The organism is Halorhabdus rudnickae (assembly GCF_900880625.1).
Taxonomy (GTDB): Archaea; Halobacteriota; Halobacteria; order Halobacteriales; family Haloarculaceae; genus Halorhabdus; species Halorhabdus rudnickae.
The window spans coordinates 971,903-993,486 of record NZ_CAAHFB010000001.1; the positions used below are offsets into that span (position 1 = coordinate 971,903).

General features: G+C 58.5%; 18 protein-coding genes and 1 pseudogene. 14 read left to right on the plus strand and 5 right to left on the minus strand.

Annotation, left to right across the window (positions count from 1 at the left end; genetic code table 11):
- Positions 1 to 287: 287 nt before the first annotated feature.
- The 9 genes and pseudogenes from BN2694_RS04865 to BN2694_RS04905 all read left to right on the plus strand — a co-directional run bounded on the left by BN2694_RS04865 (position 288) and on the right by BN2694_RS04905 (position 10,355).
- A complete protein-coding gene (locus BN2694_RS04865; RefSeq protein ID WP_135663150.1) occupies positions 288 to 1,637 on the plus strand; it encodes a ribonuclease J in 1,350 nt (449 codons plus the stop codon).
- Between the two features lie 10 nt (positions 1,638 to 1,647).
- The gene (gene idsA3 / locus BN2694_RS04870) at positions 1,648 to 2,688 is read left to right on the plus strand and encodes a geranylfarnesyl diphosphate synthase (protein ID WP_135665450.1); all 1,041 of its coding nucleotides are present in this window, start codon (positions 1,648 to 1,650) and stop codon (positions 2,686 to 2,688) included.
- Between the two features lie 559 nt (positions 2,689 to 3,247).
- Positions 3,248 to 3,664 carry a hypothetical protein gene (locus tag BN2694_RS04875; RefSeq protein WP_135663152.1) on the plus strand — a complete coding sequence of 139 codons (417 nt, stop codon included), beginning with the start codon at positions 3,248 to 3,250 and terminating at the stop codon, positions 3,662 to 3,664.
- Positions 3,665 to 4,016: 352 nt separating this feature from the next.
- Positions 4,017 to 4,487, plus strand: coding sequence for a hypothetical protein (locus BN2694_RS04880; protein WP_135663155.1), 471 nt, complete (start codon positions 4,017 to 4,019; stop codon positions 4,485 to 4,487).
- 1,197 nt (positions 4,488 to 5,684) lie between these two features.
- A pseudogene (locus BN2694_RS04885) lies at positions 5,685 to 5,816 on the plus strand (polyprenyl synthetase family protein); the annotation flags it as partial.
- Positions 5,817 to 6,007: 191 nt separating this feature from the next.
- Positions 6,008 to 7,756, plus strand: a complete 1,749-nt coding sequence (locus BN2694_RS04890) for a glutamate--tRNA ligase (RefSeq protein ID WP_135663157.1) — start codon at positions 6,008 to 6,010, stop codon at positions 7,754 to 7,756.
- A 109-nt stretch (positions 7,757 to 7,865) separates the two neighbouring features.
- Positions 7,866 to 8,699, plus strand: a complete 834-nt coding sequence (locus BN2694_RS04895; protein ID WP_135663159.1) for a phosphoenolpyruvate hydrolase family protein — start codon at positions 7,866 to 7,868, stop codon at positions 8,697 to 8,699.
- Position 8,700: 1 nt separating this feature from the next.
- Positions 8,701 to 9,132 carry a cupin domain-containing protein gene (locus tag BN2694_RS04900; protein WP_135663161.1) on the plus strand — a complete coding sequence of 144 codons (432 nt, stop codon included), beginning with the start codon at positions 8,701 to 8,703 and terminating at the stop codon, positions 9,130 to 9,132.
- Positions 9,129 to 10,355: a Tm-1-like ATP-binding domain-containing protein gene (locus tag BN2694_RS04905; protein WP_135663163.1), complete on the plus strand. Its 1,227-nt coding sequence runs from the start codon at positions 9,129 to 9,131 to the stop codon at positions 10,353 to 10,355. The genes BN2694_RS04900 and BN2694_RS04905 overlap by 4 nt, the downstream gene beginning before the upstream one ends.
- A gap of 5 nt (positions 10,356 to 10,360) precedes the next feature.
- Here BN2694_RS04905 and msrA read toward each other — a convergent pair whose 3' ends face one another.
- Both msrA and BN2694_RS04915 read right to left on the minus strand, forming a co-directional pair.
- Positions 10,361 to 10,888: a peptide-methionine (S)-S-oxide reductase MsrA gene (gene msrA, locus BN2694_RS04910; protein ID WP_135663165.1), complete on the minus strand. Its 528-nt coding sequence runs from the start codon at positions 10,886 to 10,888 to the stop codon at positions 10,361 to 10,363.
- Positions 10,889 to 10,988: 100 nt separating this feature from the next.
- A complete protein-coding gene (locus BN2694_RS04915) occupies positions 10,989 to 12,041 on the minus strand; it encodes an NAD(P)/FAD-dependent oxidoreductase (RefSeq protein WP_135663167.1) in 1,053 nt (350 codons plus the stop codon).
- Between the two features lie 525 nt (positions 12,042 to 12,566).
- Here BN2694_RS04915 and pyk point away from each other — a divergent pair.
- Positions 12,567 to 14,315 carry a pyruvate kinase gene (pyk, locus tag BN2694_RS04920; protein ID WP_135663169.1) on the plus strand — a complete coding sequence of 583 codons (1,749 nt, stop codon included), beginning with the start codon at positions 12,567 to 12,569 and terminating at the stop codon, positions 14,313 to 14,315.
- 147 nt (positions 14,316 to 14,462) lie between these two features.
- Positions 14,463 to 15,437 carry an ROK family protein gene (locus BN2694_RS04925; protein ID WP_135663171.1) on the plus strand — a complete coding sequence of 325 codons (975 nt, stop codon included), beginning with the start codon at positions 14,463 to 14,465 and terminating at the stop codon, positions 15,435 to 15,437.
- A gap of 94 nt (positions 15,438 to 15,531) precedes the next feature.
- Here BN2694_RS04925 and BN2694_RS04930 read toward each other — a convergent pair whose 3' ends face one another.
- Complete coding sequence (locus BN2694_RS04930) at positions 15,532 to 16,704, minus strand: Cdc6/Cdc18 family protein (RefSeq protein ID WP_135663173.1); 1,173 nt, start codon at positions 16,702 to 16,704, stop codon at positions 15,532 to 15,534.
- A gap of 326 nt (positions 16,705 to 17,030) precedes the next feature.
- Between BN2694_RS04930 and BN2694_RS17375 the strand changes: the two genes are divergently transcribed.
- The 3 genes from BN2694_RS17375 (at position 17,031) to BN2694_RS04945 (ending at position 18,628) form a co-directional block, all read left to right on the plus strand.
- On the plus strand, positions 17,031 to 17,510 hold the full coding sequence (locus BN2694_RS17375; protein ID WP_210408912.1) for a hypothetical protein: 480 nt from the start codon (positions 17,031 to 17,033) through the stop codon (positions 17,508 to 17,510).
- Positions 17,511 to 17,852: 342 nt separating this feature from the next.
- A complete protein-coding gene (locus tag BN2694_RS04940) occupies positions 17,853 to 18,041 on the plus strand; it encodes a hypothetical protein (RefSeq protein ID WP_135663175.1) in 189 nt (62 codons plus the stop codon).
- A gap of 185 nt (positions 18,042 to 18,226) precedes the next feature.
- On the plus strand, positions 18,227 to 18,628 hold the full coding sequence (locus BN2694_RS04945; protein ID WP_135663177.1) for a hypothetical protein: 402 nt from the start codon (positions 18,227 to 18,229) through the stop codon (positions 18,626 to 18,628).
- A gap of 116 nt (positions 18,629 to 18,744) precedes the next feature.
- Here BN2694_RS04945 and BN2694_RS04950 read toward each other — a convergent pair whose 3' ends face one another.
- Together BN2694_RS04950 and glpK are read right to left on the minus strand one after the other, a co-directional pair.
- Positions 18,745 to 19,884 carry a hypothetical protein gene (locus BN2694_RS04950; protein WP_244605361.1) on the minus strand — a complete coding sequence of 380 codons (1,140 nt, stop codon included), beginning with the start codon at positions 19,882 to 19,884 and terminating at the stop codon, positions 18,745 to 18,747.
- Between the two features lie 2 nt (positions 19,885 to 19,886).
- A complete protein-coding gene (glpK, locus tag BN2694_RS04955; RefSeq protein WP_135663179.1) occupies positions 19,887 to 21,425 on the minus strand; it encodes a glycerol kinase GlpK in 1,539 nt (512 codons plus the stop codon).
- Between the last annotated feature and the right edge of the window lie 159 nt (positions 21,426 to 21,584).

The window sequence follows — 21,584 nt, forward strand, 5'->3', positions numbered from 1 at the left end:
CGCACGGTTTTTATCGCCGCGCCACATACCGGGTGATAACCGAGCGCTCGGCCGCCCGAACGGAACCGGCGGCCGACGGATGGACGTCAACGCGACCGTCGCGGCTACGTCGGGCATTCGTGCCCGCGTCGTCGTCCGGGTCGCGGGCCAGCGGCCGACCCCTGGCTCGCGCCCCAGTTGGTCCGGCGGAACCGGACGGCGGTCGACACCGCTTGCAGATACGATCGGCAGTATCGTGCTGTCGGACGTTGCGGCTTCCGTCGGGTGGCCCACTCGGAGGCACAACTATGGAAATCGAGATTGCCACCATTGGCGGCTACGAGGAAGTGGGACGACAGATGACTGCGGTGCGGGCGGGCGACGACGTCGTGATCTTCGACATGGGACTGAACCTCTCGAAGGTCCTCATCCACGACAACGTCGAGACCGAGCGGATGCACAGTCTGGACCTGATCGACATGGGCGCGATCCCCGACGATCGCGTCATGAGCGAAATCGAGGGTGACGTACAGGCCATCGTGCCCACGCACGGCCACCTCGATCACATCGGTGCGATCAGCAAACTCGCCCATCGGTACGACGCACCGATCATGGCGACGCCGTTCACCATCGAGCTCGTCAAACAGCAGATCCAGGGCGAGGAGAAGTTCAGCGTCGAGAACGACCTCGTGAAGATGGAAGCCGGCGGGACGACCCAGATCGGCGATTCGGGGGTCGAACTCGAGTTCGTCAACGTCACGCACTCGATCATCGACGCGATCAACCCCGTCCTGCACACGCCCGAGGGTTCGATCGTCTACGGGCTGGACAAGCGTATGGATCACGACCCGGTCCTGGGAGATCCAATCGACATGGACCGATTCCGCGAGATCAGCCGCGAGGGAGAAGGCGTCCTCTGTTACATCGAGGACTGTACCAACGCCCAGAAGAAGGGCCGCACGCCCAGCGAGTCCGTCGCACGCCGCCATCTCAAAGACGTCATGTACAGCATGGAGGACTACGACGGCGGGATCGTCGCGACGACGTTCTCCAGTCACATCGCCCGCGTGAAGAGTCTCGTCGAGTTCGCCGACGACATCGGCCGCAAGCCGGTTCTGTTGGGACGTTCGATGGAGAAATACTCCGGGACGGCCGAACGACTCGACTTCGTCGAGTTCCCCGATGATCTGGGGATGTACGGCCACCGCAAATCCGTCGACCGCACCTTCAAGCGCATCATGAGCGAGGGCAAAGAGAAGTTCCTGCCGATCGTCACCGGCCACCAAGGCGAGCCACGTGCGATGCTCACCCGGATGGGGCGAGGCGATACGCCCTACGAACTCGAAGAGGGTGACAAGGTCATCTTCTCGGCCCGGGTGATCCCCGAGCCGACCAACGAGGGCCAGCGCTACCAAAGCGAGACCCTCCTGAAGATGCAGGGTGCCCGGATCTACGACGACGTCCACGTCTCGGGCCACCTCAACCGGGAGGGCCACTACGAGATGCTCAACGCGCTCGAACCCGAGCACCTCATCCCGGCCCACCAGAACATGGAAGGGTTCGCTCCGTACGTCGAACTCGCCGAGAGCGAGGGGTACGAGATGGGCGATGACCTGCACGTCACGCGAAACGGAAACGTGATCACGCTGGTCGAATAACCCGATGGCGATGACGGACACCGACGACCCGGCTGCGATCATGGAGGCCATCGAGTGGCGCCGCGGGCAAGTCAACGAGGCCATTCCGGAGAACCTGCCGGTCGTCGAGCCCAAGAAACTCTACGAGGCCTCGCGGTACCTGCTGGACGCGGGTGGCAAACGACTCCGCCCGACGATCCTGCTACTCGCAGCTGAATCGCTGGCCGACGTGGCCCCGCAGGGTGAATCCTATCGGGAGTTCCCGGCGGCCGACGGGCCGATCGACATGATGTCCGCCGCGGTGAGCATCGAGATCATCCAGTCGTTTACCCTCATCCACGACGACATCATGGACGACGACGACATGCGCCGGGGCGTTCCGGCCGTCCACCGGGAGTTCGACCTCTCGACGGCGATTCTGGCAGGTGACACACTCTACGCGAAGGCCTTCGAAAATATGCTCGAGACGGGGGCGACCGGCGATCGCTCGGTTCGAGCGCTATCGGAACTGGCGACGACCTGCACGCAGATCTGTGAAGGCCAGTCGATGGACATCGAGTTCGAGACCGACGAGGGAGTCACGACCGAAGACTACCTCGAGATGGTCGAACTCAAGACCGCCGTTCTCTATGCCGCCGCTGCATCCATTCCCGCAGTTCTCATGGGGAAGGACGACCACATCGACGCCCTCTATCAGTACGGCCTCAACATCGGCCGCGGGTTCCAGATTCAGGACGACCTGCTCGATCTAACGACCCCATCCGAAAAGCTGGGCAAACAGCGCGGTAGCGACCTCGTCGAAAACAAGCGGACGATCATCACCGTCCACGCCCGCCAGCAGGGCGTCGACGTGGATGGCCTCGTCCCCGAGGACGACGTGGAAGCAGTCGAAGAGGAAACCATCGAGGAGGCGGTCGCACAACTCGAGGAGGCGGGCAGTATCGACTTCGCCCGCGAGACCGCCGAGGAACTCATCCAGGACGGCAAGGACAACCTCGAAGTCCTCCCGGACAACGAGGCCCGCGACCTGCTCGAAGGGATCGCTGACTTCCTGATCGAGCGCGAATACTGACTGAAACGGTGTACGTTTACTAAATTATATTCTAGTGGTATAGGTGTATTTGGTCGACCCTATATATCCGACTATCGGGTTATGTAATATAGTGTGTCCATAAGACGGTACCAGGAACATACACAGGCAGAAGTCCTGATAGTCTTACTCTCGCGACGTTGCCAGAAATCGAAGATACCCAAGATGAGCATTAGACGGAGTACAACGAACCCGTGATCAAGTTGGTGAGGCAGCGAAAAGCGTCGCAAATTCGCGGCGCTGTGCGTCGCAAATGACCGACTAGCAAATGACGGAAGGGTCCATTCTTTCGATAGAGCCGCTTTGGCCGCATGTCGGCCAGTAGTACTGCGTCGCTAAGGCTCGCTTGTCCCTTTCAGCCCACCAACATTCAATAGTTAGAAATAAGAAATTTTTTATTCATCAAATGACTATCAAAACTCCACCTCTTACGACCATTATATTACCATCCATCATATGCTTGTGTGGCTACGATATTCAAAAGATAGATTAAAAATGAAATGGGAAAGGGTTTTATAGAAATGGTTTTATGTTGTCATTAATGTCGGAAGAAGACTTCACTCAGGCAGCATGGAAACGGAGGAGTCTGTTGAAAGCAGCAGCAACAACAATAGGAGTCGGAACAGTCCCTTTCACAGCACTGGGGGACTCACCGCCCGCTGCCGTCGGCCGCAAGGGAGACCGTACTCAGCCTGTTAAAAAGAAGCATATTGAGAATGCTCGATCAGATATTCTAAGCAAGGAAGAATACGCATCAAATGGTTCTCGTCAGGCCATACTCTCCGAGGAACCTGTTCCGAAAGATAGGTATGTGGCTGGATATGTCATAAAAATCGAAAACGGGGCACCGACTGAACATATTTTCGAAGTTCACGACCCGAAGATTATACCTAAGAAAGAAGAAAATATAGTTGAGAAGGATCAAAAAAGGATCCAGATGGAAAACGTCATGATATAAACAGTGAGTCCTCATCAGACCCACATGGTGGTCAGGAGGATTCTCCAAACGAATTTCGGGAGAGACAAGAGAGGAATGCGCATGAGTCTGTTGATGAAATCTTATCAGAAAAAAGTGAAAACAAATCCGAAGTATTAAGTATTCCTGAGCCAGCATGGAATCGGATCGGAACAGCTTCCAGACATAGTGCTATTTCCGCCACTCCAGAGCACGGTACTGACACATATGAGATCGGAAAGCTGGATCTGTTCGTAGAGGTGTGGGAAGTTGAAAACGACAGTCGTAGCTCTGAGAACTATATCGCTTGTACTCCACGAGCCGGCATTTGGCCAGGAAAAGCATATGATGACGGTTGGAAAATGCCGAAAACGAAGAAACTACCCTAATTCAAGATTGGACCGATAATTCATCTGGCGGTTATGAAATTACTGACTGGGGCCCAACAGAACCTAATACGGGCCATTTGAATTGGTCTATGTCTGCATCCTACTCCCCAGGGGGTGCGTCAGGAAGCGTTACAGCATCGTACGATACCCCTTATATTTCTAGAGAGATAGAATCGGAACCACATGAGACGGTAGGACATGAATATACATATCCTGGATCGCCGTTCGATCTTTGGGACAAAGAAGCGAAAAGTCAGTTCGTTGAATTGGAAAGTATGGGAGAGGGGTGGATCGACAATTCAGATGAAAACGACACGATGTTAACTGTCGATCTGTCTCATGAGTTTTATGCTGAACTGCCTTGGAATGATTCATTTAATGAAAAGGTGCACCCATCGGGCGATCTTGCAATATCCTGTAAAAGAGAAGATCTTTGATGGGTGAATGATGAGATGTCAGGTGAAGCATGAAATTAATACAGGATTATTTGTAATGGTCCGTACCAGTAATTACCCGTCTCATTAGGAATCAAAGAAGTGAAATTTGATATTCGGGACAAGAGTGACAACGGCGTCGGTTGATGAAGTTGTAACATTCGACCGCACTTAGCCGGTCCAGCATTTTGAGTCCCATCTCAGAACGAAAGAAATTCGTGCCTAGCGACAGTGAAAGGGCATCCACGATTAGTCCAGAAGGCCGATCTACAGCTAGTCAGCGGGAGAGTACCAAACCAAATCAAGCTTGACGAAACAATGACTGAAATCAGTGGCTAGCGGTACTGCTGTATACTGCCGCGAATCCTGAACGAACTGCTATTGATTCTCCGTATTCGACAGCAATGACGGAATTAACACATTCATTCCCGCAAGAACTCTGCGAGAACCACGATGTTGAAGACATCCCAATAATTCTCTGATCAGTGGTGGCGAATGAGACGCTCCACGTCTCACCAACACCGTGGATCTCGTCAATGGCACTTGCAATCTTGATACAGAAACGAAACGATCATCCCTCTTATTTTAGATTAAGCGGTACTTAGAACGGAGCCATCTCAGATATGTCTTTGGTGGTATGACCCTCGAATGTCTTTATTTGTAATCTGTTGCAGTCAAACCAACCGGAAGCAGACGGACCCCATCTTCAAGTCTTCGCATCCTGACAAGATTCGGTAAACAAAGCACGACCTTAGACAGTAGCAAAAAACTTATTATTTGATAGTAATTATACAGAATTGGATAATAATGTCACCTGATAAATTATATACGAATAGTACTTCTTGGATCGCGTTAGCGATCTACGTAGTCACTATCAGTATTGCGGCGTCAGTCAGTAGAAACAGTCATCATGCATCAACATACATCATGATTAGTTTCGTTCCAGCAGTTATCGGATTTGGTTTGTTGCTCCGTTCTTACTTCGGAGAATCCTCCACCAATTAGTCTCACAGGAACTAACCACCATCATTTGTGATTGAATCTAAGAATACCTCGTATTATAGACTCGTTTCGGGAATTCGTTCGATCGGCTCATTTCCCGTTGGAGATCTGCAGGGACACTGGTCTCCCCATTACATGTGAGTACCTCGTCACTCATTGGTCACCGTCTATTCGAGAGCGCGAATCGGCCGAATAGATGTTGACTTCACCCGCGAGACCGCCGAAGGGCTCATCCAGGACGGCAAGGACAACCTCGGAGTCCTCCCGGACAACGAGGCCCGCGACCTGCTTGAAGGGATCGCCGACTTCCTGATCGAACGCGAATACTGATTCGACGCCAGTACGGGCACTGTTGTCCTGCCAATCTTGTCTCGGTAGCGATGACCGAAGTTATGACCCCGACGGCGTAACCGACTCTCTTCACGGTCGCTTCGGCCGGTGACCGCTGGTCGGAAGCGACCATCGCACGCACCTGCTCGAACCCGACGACGTTTTGACGACCGCCCTGCAACCGACGGGTAATGGACGAAGACCTTCGTGAACGCGTCGAAACAGCCGCCGAGGAGAGCGCGCTGTTCAACGCCTTGAAACACGACAGCGACGCCCAGGTCGGAGCTATCATGGGCCCGCTGATGGGCGAGAACCCCGACTTCCGTGAGTACGGTGACGAGATTCCGGGAGTCATCGCTCCCGTTGTCGAGCGGGTCAACGGGCTTTCGACCGATGCAAAACGTGATCGACTTGGAGAACTCGCGCCCGAACGGCTCGAGGAACTCGACGCCGATGACGAGGAGGACGAACACGCGTTACCCGACCTTCCTAACGCCGAGGAGTACGACGAGATCCGGATGCGCGTGGCCCCCAATCCGAACGGCCCCTGGCATATCGGTCACGCCCGGATGGCCGCCGTCGTCGGCACCTACAAGGACCGCTACGACGGGTACTTCGTCTGTCGGTTCGACGATACTGACCCCGAGACCAAGCGCCCGGATCTGGAGGCCTACGACGAGATTCTCGATGCTATAGAGTACCTGGGATTCACCCCGAATCGGGTGCTAAAGGCCAGCGATCGCCTGGAAACCTACTACGCCTACGCGCGGGACCTCATCGATCTCGGCGGAGCCTACACCTGCTCGTGTCCCGCCGAGGACTTCTCAGAACTGAAGAACAACGGGGAAGCCTGCCCCCATCGGGACAAGGATCCCGAAACAGTTCGTGACGAGTTCCAGGGCATGGTCGACGGGCTGTACAGTCCCGGCGAGATGGTCCTGCGGGTCAAAACCGACATCAAACACAAGAATCCCGCACTGCGGGACTGGGTTGCCTTCCGTCTCATCGACACGCCCCACCCCCGCACGACAGCCGAGGACTATCGTTGCTGGCCAATGTTGGACTTCCAGAGTGGCGTCGACGACCACCTCACCGGCGTCACACACATCATCCGCGGGATCGACCTACAGGATTCGGCAAAGCGCCAGCAGTTCGTCTACGACTACTTCAACTGGGAGTACCCCGAGGTCATCCACTGGGGGCACGTCCAGGTCGAGGCCTACGACGTGCCAATGAGTACCTCGACGATCAAGGAGCTAATCGACGACGGCGAACTCGACGGCTGGGACGACCCCCGAGCACCGACGATCGCCAGCCTCCGGCGCCGCGGAATTCGTGGGGAAGCCATCGTCGACGCCATGACCCAACTCGGGACCTCGACCAGCAACGTCGACCTGGCTATGTCCGCTATCTACGCGAACAACCGCGAGTTGATCGACGACGAGGCCGATCGGGCCTTCTTCGTCCGGGACGGCGTCGAGATGAGCCTCTCCGGCGGCCCCGAACGCGGCCAGCCCCCGGTCCACCCCGAACACGAGGAACGCGGCAAGCGAACGATCCCCGTCGGCTCGGCGGTGCTGATCGAAAACGAAGACCTTCCCCCTGAAGGCGAGCGAGTCTGGCTGAAGGGCTATGGCTGCGTTCGCCGGAGTGATGAGAACGCGTTCGAGTTCACTGACGACGACATCGACGTCGTCCGGGAAGGCGACGTCGACGTTATTCACTGGGTACCTGCGACGAGGAGCGTCCCTGCACGACTGCGGACGACCGAAGGTGACGTCACTGGTCACGTCGAACCGGGTGTGCTCACTTACGACGACGGCGAAATGGTCCAGTTCGTCCGCGTCGGCTTCGCCCGCCTCGATGCCGTGCCCGAATCGACCGACCCGGCGGATCTCGGTGAAGACGACGAACTCATCGCCTACTTCGCGCATCCGTGAACTGACCGTTTCCTGACGAGAGAGTGGCTAGTAATATTCGAGCACGATTTTATTAGCCCTAACCATCACAAATCTTATGTAATAGGTGAGCGATGACAACGAGTGACGTATGAAATTTACGCGTCAGGAGTCTCTGGACCGACTCCAGGAAACAGTATCGAACGGCGAACCGATCATCGGTGCGGGCGCAGGCACCGGCATCTCAGCGAAATTCGCAGAACGTGGTGGCGTAGACCTGTTGATTATTTATAATTCCGGGCGGTATCGGATGAACGGACGGGGATCACTGGCAGGCCTGTTGCCGTACGGCGATGCCAACGAGATAGTTGTCGAGATGGGCCACGAAGTCCTCCCTGTTGTCGAGGATACACCAGTTCTCGCGGGCGTCAACGGGACCGACCCCTTCCGGGAGATGGACGTTTTCATCGAGGAGCTGAAACGCCGCGGGTTCTCGGGCGTCCAGAACTTTCCGACGGTCGGACTCATCGATGCTGACAGCGGGTTCCGACAGAACCTGGAGGAGACAGGCATGGGGTACGACAAAGAAATCGACATGATCCAGGAAGCAGCCGAACAGGACATGTTGACCTGCCCGTACGTCTTCACCGAAGAGCAAGCCCGCGAGATGGCTGAGGTCGGCGCTGACGTGATCGTCTCACATATGGGTTTGACGACGTCAGGAGATATCGGGGCAGAAACGGCACTGGACCTCGATGCTGCGGCGGATCGAGTCCAGGCCCATCACGACGCTGCCACGGCAGTCGACGATGACGTAATGGTGATCTGCCACGGCGGTCCGATCGCCTGGCCCGAAGATGCGAGATACGTCCTGGAAAACACCGAGGGCGTCGTCGGGTTCTTCGGTGCATCCAGTATCGAGCGTCTCCCTACCGAGGAAGCTATCGAGAACCAGGCCCGGGAGTTCAAGGAGATCGATCTCTGAGATGTCCGACCACGAATTCTTCGTCGAACCGGACGACGTCGAGAGTCAGTTGTTCGAGTGGGGCGTACTGAAGTGGTTGAACACTCCGGATACGACTGGCAATGAGCGATTCAGTGCGGGCGTCGTCAAGCTCGAGCCCGGAAAGGGCCACGACAGACACACCCATCCAGACAGCGACGAGATCCTCTTTGTCATCCGTGGCCAAGGCAAACAGGAAGTCGCTGACCGGACCCGTGAGATCGAAGCCGGAGAGCTAGTGTACGTCCCCGAAGGAGTCGAACATGGCACCGTCAATACAGGCTGGGAACCGCTGTTGTTGCTTGCGGTCTACGCGCCGCCCGGTCCCGAAGAAGTCCTCGGAAACCATCCCGACTGTGAAACCGTGCCACCGGGGAAACTCCCGCTTGCGGAGAACGTCGAGAAGAACTCATGAGTGTCGTCATTGTCGGCACTCTCGACACGAAAGGTGAAGAGATTGGCTTCGCCAGGGATATCCTTGAATCGGAAGGCGTTGGTGTCCACCTTCTCGATACGGGGGTCGTGGACGACCCACAGATTGATCCGGACACGAAAGCGAGCGAAGTCGCAGAGGCGGCTGGAACGCGGCTCGAACACTTACGAGATGACGCAGCGCGCGGTGAGGCGATGGAAGCGATGGGTGAGGGAGCGGCTATCATCGTCCAGCGCATGCACGAGGACGGTGAACTGGACGGCGTACTCGGACTCGGTGGTTCGGGCAACACCTCGATCGCGACCACGGCGATGCGTCGGCTACCGGTCGGCGTCCCTAAAGTGATGGTCTCGACGATGGCTTCCGGCGATACCGAACCGTACGTCGGTGCGAAAGATGTGATGATGCTGTACTCCGTCGCTGACATCGAGGGACTCAATCAACTCTCCCGGAAGGTGATCGCCAACGCCGCACTGGCGATGGTCGGGATGGTCAAAAACCAACCGGACGTTACTATCGAGGAGAGACCGACGATCGGCATCACGATGTTCGGAGTCACGACGCCTTGCGTCCAGGCCGCTCGCGAGTACCTCGAAGACCGCGGATACGAGACAGTTGTCTTTCACGCAACCGGGACGGGTGGACAGGCGATGGAAAATCTGATCCGCCAAGGCGTCATCGACGGAGTTCTCGACGTGACGACCACGGAGTGGGCCGACGAACTCGTGGGAGGAGTACTCAGTGCCGGCCCGGAACGGCTGGATGCTGGTGCCGAAACGGGAACGCCGCAGGTCGTCTCGACCGGCGCTTTGGACATGGTAAACTTCGGCCCGCGAGATTCCGTGCCCGAGACGTTCGAGGATCGGCAATTCCACATTCACAATCCACAGGTGACACTGATGCGCACCACGCCCGAAGAAAACGCCAAACTCGGGGAGATCGTCGCCGAAAAACTCTCGACGGCGAGTGGACCGACGGCGGTGTATCTGCCACTGGACGGCGTCTCGATGATCGATGTCGCGGGAGAAGATTTCTACGATCCGGATGCCGACGAGGCGTTGTTCGAGGCGATCCGGACGACACTCGACGAATCGATCGAACTTGTCGAGATGGAAACCGATATCAACGATCACGCGTTCGCAGTGGCGATGGCAAAGCAACTCGACGAATACATGCAAACGGCGGGCCTTGGACCGAACGATTAGACCGGCTATCGAGGATCAGCTAGCTGTTCGAAGCGTTCGCGCACTTTCTCGACTTTCGGCGCGGCGTGCATCTGACAGTAAGCGTCGGTCGGGTTCTTCTCGAAGTAGTCCTGGTGTTTCTCTTCGGCACGATAGAACTCGTCTAAGCCGGTAAGTTCCGTCACGACTTCGTCGTCGTATTCGGCGTCTAACGCTTCGATGTAAGCTGTGGCTGTCTCCCGCTGGGCCTCGTCGTGATACAGGACGATCGATCGATACTGCGTCCCGACGTCTGGACCCTGACGGTTGAGTTGTGTCGGATCGTGAGTCGCGAAAAACACCTCTAGCAACTCGTCATAGGTGAGCACGTCGGGCTCGTACTCGACCTGCACGACCTCGGCGTGACCGGTATCGCCCGTACAGACCTCCCGGTAACTGGGGTTCTCGACGTGTCCACCTGCATAGCCCGACGTGACTGACTCGACACCATCGAGTTCCTTCATCGCGGCCTCGGTACACCAGAAACACCCGCCACCGAATGTCGCGGTCTCCATACAGACCGTTAGGGTCGCGACGCGTATGAGAGTGACGAGCGCGGCGAAAGCCGCGGAGACCGAGCGCGGCGAAAGCCGCGGGGAGAACGGACCGACTCCTTCAGTCGTCGGTCTCGGCGACGCCGGCCTCGGCGGTGGCGGCCTCGGCCTCGTCTTCGAGGAAGTCGTCGGCGTCAAGGGCGGCCTTCGAGCCCATCCCGCCGGCGGTGATCGCCTGCTGGTAGTGGTGATCGACGACGTCACCCGCCCCGAAGATGCCCGGGACGTCTGTCTCGGTCTGGCCGCCACCGCGGCCACCCCGCGTCCGGATGTACCCTGTCTCGTCGAGTTCGACATCAGTGTCGGTCAAATAGTCGGTGTTCGGCGTGTGGCCGATCGCGAGGAAGACGGCCCCGACGTCGTGATCGAAGTGCTCAACCTCGTCGGCCTGATCGGAATCGAGTTTCGCCTTGGGATGGCCTTCGGGGTGGCGAACCAACGAGACGCCCTCGATCCCCGCCTCGCGGGAGCCGTGAATCTCGACGGCCTCAGTGTTTCGCATGATTTCGATGTCGCCGGCGTCGACGTGTTCCATGATCCGATCGACCCAGTAGTCTTCCGCGCGGAACTCCTCGCGGCGGTGGGCGATGTAGACCGTGTCGGCGAACTTCGTCAGGAAGGCGGCTTCCTCCATGGCAGCGTCCCCACCACCGACGACGAGCATGTCTTCGTCGCGGAAGAACGCGCCGTCACAGGTCGCACACGTCGAGACGCCGTAGCCCATGAGGTCGTCCTCGCCGGGAATGCCCAGCGTTCGCGCGCTCGCACCACTCGCGGCGATAAAGGCATCACAGGTGTAGACCCTGCCGTCGTTGAGTTCGACCCGGAACGGCCGAGAAGCGTCGTCGATCGAGGCGATGACGCCGTTCTCGACCGCTGCTCCGAAACTCTTGGCCTGCTCTTTCATGCGGTTGACCAGTTCGGTGCCGTCGATCCCGTCCGGAAAGCCAGGATAGTTCGCCACGTCAGTCGTCAGTGTGAGCTGGCCGCCCGGTTCGTCGCCCTCCAGGACGAGAGGATCGTTGTTCGCACGGGCGGCGTAAATGGCTGCCGTCAACCCTGCGATTCCCGATCCGGCGATGACGAGTCGGCGATGCTCAGTCTCGTCGGTCATACAGATCCGTACTGGAGGCCGGCGTTTGTAGCTTGCGCCCGCGGTGGAACGAACGCGAGGCGGTTACGCCCGCCACTCTTGAGGAGGGCGTCGTTTCGTCCGGAAAACCGTACTCTACCGGGGATCAGTAGCCGTCGTCGACAGCGAGACTGCCAATCGTAAACCATGATGGCGCACGGTATCGGAATGACTCACCCGAAAGGAGCCGAAGTTCGGTGCCAACCACGGGATCAATGATAAAATGAATTATAAATAAGAAGGAGTTTAACAATAATATTCAGATAGGTCATTCTTTCGAATCGACGTTTCGGTTATTTCCTACGTAGGCCCTAAATACCTATTTATTTTTACATTTTCGCCCACCTACGAACGGTGCGGGCACACATACCACGACCAGTTATGGTAATTCTTGCCGTATCAGATCGCTCTGATAAGTTTCATATCCCTGGGGGACAGAGCCCTCTAGATATGGCGAGCACCGAAAGCGTCCGGTGGCCGTCACCCTCCGGAAGGAGGTACTAACCAATGCGAAACGCCAAAATCGTCTGTACGCTCGGACCTGCATCGGAGTCGAAAGAGGAGATCAAGGAGCTGGCCGAGGCCGGCATGGCAGTCGCACGCCTGAACGCCAGCCACGGTTCGCCGGAACACCGGCGCACGATGATCGACCGCATCCGCGAGGTCGACGCGGAACTGGACAAGTCCGTCGCAGTCATGCACGACATCCCGGGGCCAGAAGTGCGGACCGCGGCGATCCGCGATCCGATCGAACTCGAGGCCGGCACGACGATACGATTCTACGAGGGCGACGACGCAACGCCCGAAGAAGTTGGGCTGTCCGTCGACATCTCCGTCGTGGAACCCGGCGACAACGTCCTGCTCGACGACGGCCGCATCGAGACGACAGTCGAGAAAGTCGAGGATGGCGACGTCTACGCCCACGTCGAGAACGGCGGCGAACTGGGTGCACGCAAGGGCGTCAACGTCCCCGGTGTGGAACTTGACCTTCCCTTCCCGACCGAGCAGGACCGAACGGAACTCAAAGTTGCCGCCGAGAAGGAAGTCGATCTCGTGGCGGCGAGTTTCGTCCGTGACGGCGACGACGTTCACAAGATCGCCGATTTCCTCGAGGAAGAAGGGACCGAAGTGCCGGTCGTCTCCAAGGTCGAGCGCAAGGGCGCCGTCGAGAACCTCGACAGCATCATCGAGGCATCCTACGGCGTGATGGTCGCTCGCGGGGACCTCGGCGTCGAGTTGCCCTTAGAGGAGGTTCCGTTGTATCAAAAGCGGATCATCCGGCAGTGTAACGAAGCGGGCGTCCCGGTCATCACGGCGACAGAGATGCTCGACTCCATGAAGGATTCCCGGCGGCCGACCCGTGCGGAGGCCTCTGACGTGGCCAACGCTATTTTCGATGGGACGGACGCAGTCATGCTCTCTGGCGAGACGGCCATCGGCGAACATCCGCCCCGCGTCGTCTCGACGATGGCCGACGTTGTGAACGAAGTCGAACAGAGCACGGAGTACATGGAGCTACGTGAGCAGCGAATCCCGGACTCCGATCGGACCCGGACGGACGCACTGGCCCACGCGGCCCGGACGCTCTCGGAAGATATCGACGCAGAAGCGATCGTCGCGGCGAGCGAATCGGGATACACGGCGCTGAAAGTCGCCAAATATCGGCCCTCTATCCCGATCATCGCCTCGACCCCCAGCGAACGCGTCCGCCGGCAGCTCGCTCTCTCGCGAGGAATCTACCCGACAACGGCGCCGTTCACTACCCAGGGTGCGGACGCGATCATCCAGAACGCCGTCCAGTCTGCTCTGGATACCGGCGTCGCCGAGAGCGGGGACACCGTCGTCGTGGTCTCGGGAATGATGACTGAACTGGAAGGCGTAAACACCTCGAACATGCTGAAGGTCCACGTGGCCGCCGAGGCCATCGCCTCCGGCCAACCCATCGTCGAGGGACTGGTAACCGGAGAACTCGTCAGGACGACCGACGGCGATCTCGGGAGCGTTCCCGAGGGCGCTATCCTCGCTGTCCCGGCCGAGTTCGACGGCGAACTCGCGGGCGATCCCGCCAAGCTCGCGGGCATCATTGACGGTCATGCCGACCGGCGCGGTCACGCTGCAGTCATCGGTCGCGAGCTGGGCATCCCGACCGTGAGTGACGTCGCTATACCCGAGGACCTCGACGACGGGGCGACCGTGACACTCGACGCGGAACGTGGCGTCGTCTACAAGGGCCCTCTGGGTACCCGCGAGGACTGAGCGTCTCGTTTCTCGCTGACTCCGTTCACTGCGCCCGTTTTCGTTTTTTGGGTCCGGACAACCGTCCACGTCGAACGTGACAATCTGATAGTCCGGACGGATCCGAATATGTGCAGTTAAGTACCGCACCGTCATCTGTCTGAGCAAATGGGCGTATATGCTGGGATCGACATCGGTGCAACGTACACACGGGCGATCGTCGGCGACGAAACCGGCGAGGAACTGGGGCGAAACCGTCAGGAAACGCCTCAGGGACCGACCGGGACCGACGTCACGGAGGGGATTTTGGACACGTTACGAGGTGCTGCCGACAATGCGGGCGTCGATCCGACCGAACTCACGGCTGTCGGAATCGGATCGGTCGGCCCGCTCAACCTTGCGGAAGGCGCCTTGGGGAGTCCGGCAAACCTCCCGGACACGATCGATAAGATCCCGCTCACTGGCCCGATCGGCAATCTGACCGAGACGGACGACGTCTATCTCCACAACGACGGGATTGCGGGCGTGATCGGCGAGCGCTTCCACAGCGATCGCAATCCAGACGACATGGCGTATGTGACAATCTCGACCGGGATCGGAGCCGGGGTCTGTGTCGACGGCCACGTTCTCAGCGGCTGTGACGGCAATGCGGCCGAGGTCGGACACATGACGCTGGATCCTGAGGGGACGATGACCTGTGGCTGTGGCCAAGATGGCCACTGGGAAGCCTACACGTCGGGCCAGAACATCCCGCGGTACGCCAAGGAGTTCTACCAGGCCGGCGACCGGGAGACGGACATGCCAGTCACGTCCCCCGACTTCACTGCCCCTGACCTCTTTGAGTATGCCGGCGAAGACGAGTTTGCCGACGCATTCATCGATCGCCTCGCGACGTTCAACGCGATGGGCGTCGCCAACGTCGTCCAGGCCTACGCACCGCTGGTGATCTACCTCGGCGGCGCAGTCGCCGAGAACAACCCCGAACTGGTCGTCGAGAAGATCCGCGAGCGTCTCCCAGACATGGTGTTCGGCAACATCCCCGAGATCAAGCTTACGACGTTGGGCGACGACGTCGTCTTGAAAGGGGCCCTCGCCAGCGCCCTCACACAGGGTACAGGCGATCGCGAGAAGCTCCGAGAGTGACTGCCGATCTCCTCGCAGGGCCAGCCGTCACTGAAAGGCGCGAGTGTCTCACTCACGGAGGCGTTGTCAGGTCGACATCCCCACCGGACGATCACTAGTTGTCGGCCTGGATATCGTACAGCTCCCGGAACACCAGCGTTGGAAACTGTGGTTCGAGGCGGCTCGGCGGGCGACCGTGACCGGTTGTCCGTTCGGCGGTGACCCGATCGAATACATCGGCGTCTGCGAGTTCATAGAGGATTCGCTTGACGGTCCCGACCGAGAGATCAACCCACTCCGAGTCTGCAATCGCCTCCGTGGTCGCGGTGACGGAGAATCGTTGATCGTCGTCGAGTTCCAAAAACGCCCGCAACACACGCTGTCGGTTCGACGGGAGCGCCAGGACGACGCCGAGGGACGTGCCGTCCCTTGGGACGGCATCGATACCCGCTGCGACGTCGTCGTTTCGGATCTCCTGGGCACCGGCTTCGTTTGCGGTGACTGCCGCACTGAACAGTGCTGCCAGTGCGTCGTGTGCGTTCCCACCCGCCCAGGCAGCGATCCGCCTGGTCTGATCGTATGCGAGGGCGTCCTGTGCGAGTCCGGACGAGCCGCGAGTCATCAGAACGTCGATCAACACCTGTTGGCCGTATCCGGGAATCTCGATTTCGGCGATGTCTCCCACCTCGTCGACATCGCTCGGCGGGGTCCGACCGACCAAGACGGTCGAGAGCGGCCCGTCCAGAGCCTTTAGCGATGATCTGACGGCCGTCGGCGAGAACCCGAATTCATCCGCGTGATCAACCGCGATCACTGTTCCGACAGATTCGGAAAGCGCCGACCGGAGTCGCGAGGTGAGCTCATCGGTACTGATTCCCCGCGTAGGAGCGTCTACGTCGGTTACGCCGTCGTGGACGTGACGATACAGCTGGAACTCGCTGTCGACCTCACGACCGTTCACGTAGACGAACCGCGGGAGTTCGACGCTCTGGGCCCGTGTCGTCGTCTGGATAGCCGTCCGTGGTTGGGTGGCAGGCGTCTCCAGTCGGGAAAACAGCGCGGTGAGGACGGCCGACTTGCCACTGCCTGGCGGCCCCCAAACGTAGACGTCCGACGGGAGTGACCCGTCGAAAGCGGGATTGAGATGGTCGAGGACGCGTTCGATGATCGGACCGCGGCCGATCGGTTCGGCGACGTGAGCGGTTGGGTTGACGCGGTCGTAGTCGAGGACGAGCGTCTGGTTCGCCCCGCGTCGCCGGCGCCGTCTGATCCGTGTATCGATGTCCATAAATCGGTACGCCGTTGCCGTATCTTTTCGGACCCCCGATAAAAACCGCTCCGGTTTGATGGGCGATCGGGGCACCCTCAGAGACCCAGATAGCCCGTGTTCGGGAAGAGTCCAGCCAGATAGAGTACGCCAGCCAGTGCTGTCACGATGGCAATAGCTATCGCCGGCGGGTCGATGTGGGCCCCTGAGTGGGAATAGAGAACGCGCTAGGTGCATTCCCGACCAGACCTCAAGAGTCCCGAAGCCACCGGCGGTAAGTAATACCACCGGTTGCCTGCCGAATACCGGCATCGCGAGTACCGCACCCACTGACCCGAGAGGGTGATGTGGTGTGTGACGGGAATTTTCTCGACACCAAGGTTGAGAAGGAAGACTCATCGCGGCGATGGGGTATCCAAGGAACATTTCTCCCGTTCGAGACAGATGAAGTCACCGAGAACATCGCTGAGGAGGCCGATCGCGGCAACGACTCAAGCGAAGACGATATGAAGGCCAGTCACTCTGCCGAACCCGATTGTCCCTGTGACGTCGGTCGAGATGTCACCATAGCTGATTTCGAGACTGCAAAGATTTCCTTCGAGGACCGCCAGAACCTCATCGAAGAAGCCGACAAGCCAGTGAAGACGAACCCGGGCAAGGGCCCCAGGGCCGCGCCGAAAGCCACATCCGCGAAAGCAGTGATGAGGGGGACGCCGAACCCCTTGATGCATTCATCAATCGACTCACGCGTTGCAACGCGACCAGCGTTGCCACCATCGTCTAGGCCCCGCCTCACATCGGCGATGCCGTCGTCGAGAATACCCTAGAACTGGTCGTTGTTATCATTCATCGGCGACTGACAGATATAGTGGGAAGAAATGTTCCGAAATGAGGATCACGACGCCTGGTGAAGATTGTGTCTTGAAAAGAGCGCGCGCCAGTGCACTCACGGACTGGACCGGCCACCGTCGAAAGCCCACGGACCGAATTGGGAGTATGAGGGAATGCGTTCTGCGTTTTTACCTCCAAACCACCTGTGGTTTCTGGACTGTATTGCGATTGTTGTCAGTCATGGTTGAAACTGCCGTCAACCGAGTTTGAGACGACTGATGGCCGTTTACCAGATTTCTGACAATAGTATTATATATTTTCGTATATAATGCTTGTGTATGTCGCACACACCAGATGATCCAGAACAGTACGTCTGTGAGAGTTGCCAGATTACCCACGTCGGGACACCGATACACGAACCCGGGACGGACTTCGCAGAGCACGATTACGAGCCCCCGGATGCGTGTGGGGCTTGCGGAGGAACGTCGTTCGTCCGGATCGAAGAGTGGGCCCACCACCACGAGTGAGTGAATCGAGCGGCGAGAGATTGTTGGTCGTGTCAGCAGTGCATCCGACTTGGTTTGGGACACAGCGGTACTTTGAGGAGTCCTGCAGCCAACTGATAAGGCCAGCACCCAAACCGCCTGCCCGTCGGCAGTAACTGACTTTCCCGCCTGAAATATATATGTGCAGCGTGCACTTCTAACGGGTAATGGCCGATCAATCAGTAGATGAAGCGTTGCAGAAGGCCGACCGCTGGAGTAAGGTCATCGCATTGGGAGTTGCCATCGCGGGGTACGTGGTTGCCTCACAGGTGACGGCAAACCCACAGTTCAACGCAACGATCGCAGCGTTTGGCGGGATCGGGGTCCGGATCTACGTGCCGTATCACGTCAGCGTCTTCGGTTCCATCTCCGAGAAGGTTCCAAGTCAGGCCCATTCGGAGACGGGCAACTATCACCACGGAGCCGTAGGCGCCGGGCTAATCGTCGGTTCGACTAGTGCACTCGTCGTCATGGCAGTACTGACTGAGTACTACGCGGCCCTGGTGGCTGGCGTTGTCATCGCCACCGGCACGTTCCTGGCCCTGCGGGCCTATCTCCCCGGCAAGTGACTGATCTGCGGGAGATCGCAAACGGCTATGCCGTGTCCTAAGCTTCCAACAGTGCTATTCCGTCGGCTGGACGTGGACAGCCAAAACGGTCAAACCGCGAGAAAAACGATTCCGCCTTAGAAGGCGGCGCCGGGGACCCAGACTGCAGTCGCAAACACGCCCGCGATCGCCAGCACTGCTATGATCGAGTGCGTGATAAATATTGAGAAGGCCGGTGGGTCCACGTGAGTGCTACCGTGAGCGTAGAATATCCGCTGGAGGACTTCGCCAAGTAGCGCGCCCAACAGGCCAAAGAGTGCGGCGGCGACCATGCCAACCCATGGATCAGCACCCATCAGGATGGCGTCGACACCGCTTGGATTCATCGTGACTGCTAAGTACGCGGTAGCAGCCGGCAGCGTCATGTGGTGGGTGACTGGGATCCGATCGACACCGAGGTTCAAGAACAGCAACGTCGCTGCGCTGATCCCGAACCCGATAAACGGATTCCCGGTCTGCAATGCAGCGTAGCCAGCCGCTGCCCCGGCGACGAGGCCAATACTAGCGACGTGGGACCACTTGTACATGTTGGGGAGCCAGGGTTCGACCGCGAGCATGTCCGTCGGTTCCTTCTCGCCGTCACCGAACGGCACTTCGCCTTCCGAACGCATCTCGCCGCGCTCGAACGGCCCCATGTCGAAGAATCCATCCGTCTTCTCGCTGAGGATACCGACCACAGGATAGCCGAAAACGATCCGGTGGAGGAACGCGCTCCCGACGACCGTGATCGCGATAGGGTCTGTCGGCACAGCGAGGTTACGGAGGGTCTGTTCCATGAGAATACCGAACATACCGAAGGCAGCCCCAACAGCAAGAATGTCCGGGCGAGACCCAAGTGCGAAATTGATGTCTTTGCCGTTGTGGTAGTCGAACCCTGATTCCATCAACCCCTGCTTGGCGGCGTAGGCGGCCGCCGCCGCGCCGCCTGCAAAGGAGATGTGAGGGCCGAATACGGGGCCGAACCCGAGGCCTGTGCCAACACCGAGAGCGGCGTCACCGCCAAAGACGCCAGCAAGGACGAGAAAGCCTGTGAAGGCAAACGCCGGCAGCGCGCCCAGTGCCGCACCGAACGCGCCACCAGCGGCAGCACCGATCCAGATTTCGGGCTGGCTGAGCACGTTGATGACTGCATCGATCGTGCCGGCCTGCCAACTCTGGAGGAACACGTCCCCATTTGCCAACAGTGCTGCCCCACTGTCAAGGAGTGCTGCACCCATCGTTACTCCTCCTCGTCTTGTGCCCACTCGAGCGAGCGCTCAACGGCGTCGTCCCAGCGGTCATACATTTTGTCGGCCTCTGCCGCGTCGATCTCGGGAGTGAACTCGCGGTCGATCTGCCAGTTGTCCCGAAGTTTGTCCACACTTTCCCAGTAGCCGACGGCAAGCCCGGCGGCGTAGGCCGAGCCAAGCGCCGTCGTCTCGTCAACCTCCGGACGAGCGATGTCGGTTTGGATGATGTCGCTCTGGAGTTGGGTCAGGAAGTTGTTCTTGACGGCACCGCCGTCGACGCGTAGCGTGGTCGTCTCGATGCCGGAGTCGGCTTCCATCGCCTCGGCGACGTCCCGAGTCTGATACGCGATCGACTCGAGGGTCGCACGAACGATGTGTTCCTTTTTCGTCCCGCGAGTCATGCCGACGATGGTCCCGCGTGCACGGCCGTCCCAGTGTGGGGCGCCGAGTCCAGTAAAGGCTGGCACCATGTAGACGTCGTCTGTCGAGTCGACTGAACTCGCGAGATCTGCCGTCTGTGCAGCATTGTTGATCAGATCCACGTCCTCGAGCCACTCGATGGCGGCACCGGTGATAAAGATCGATCCTTCGAGCGCGTACTGGACGGGTTCGCCTGACATCTGGAAGCCAACCGTGGTCAGGAGTCCGTGTTCGGACTCGACCGCTTCCGTCCCGGTGTTCATCAGATAGAACGAGCCAGTTCCGTAGGTGTTCTTTGCGTCACCCTCATCGAAACACGTCTGTCCGAACAGCGCGGCTTGCTGGTCACCGAGTGCCCCGGCGACGGGGATTTCGGCACCGAGGAACCCGTCCGGATCAGTGTAGCCGTAGTAGTTCTCGTCGGAGGATGGGCGGACCTCCGGGAGCATGGCCTCGGGAACGTCGAACTCCTCGAGGAGCTCCTGATCCCACTCCATGTCGTGAATGTTGTACAACATGGTCCGGGACGCGTTCGTCACGTCCGTGATGTGGTTCCCTGTGAGATTGTAGATGACCCAGCTATCGGGGGTCCCCATACACAACTCCCCGGCTTTGGCCCGGTCATGTACGTCTTGTGCACGGGACGCTTGCATCTTGAGGGGTTCTGCGTTCTCAAGGAGCCACTCCGTCTTCGTCGCCGAGAAGTACGCGTCAGCTTCGAGTCCCGTTTTCCCGCGGATCCACTCGACTTTGTCTTCGTCCTGTAACTGCTCGACGCGGTCGGTCGTCCGCCGATCCTGCCAGACGATGGCATTATGGATGGGCCTCCCGTTCTCTTTGTCCCAAATAATCGTCGTCTCACGTTGGTTCGTAATGCCGATTCCTTCTAGTTGTTCTGGATCGATCGACTCCGCTTCAAGCGCCTCAAGAACAACCTGTTTCGTATTCTCCCAAATCTCCATCGGATCGTGTTCGACCCAGCCGGGCTCGGGGTAAATCTGTTCGTGTGTTTCGTACGCATTCGCGACGACCTGTCCATCGTGGTCGAAGACCATGAACCGAGTGCCAGTCGTTCCCTGGTCGATTGCGCCAATATAGGTGTCCGTCATGGATGGTACTGTGACGACGGGAATTTATTATCGTTGATACCCGTCTGTCCGTATACAACCCCATCGTCCATTATAAATCCCCCGGAAAATACGAGAGATAATCGGTGAAATTTAGCCAGTTTTGGATGGTCGAATGAGATATTTATTGCCAGCAGCGGT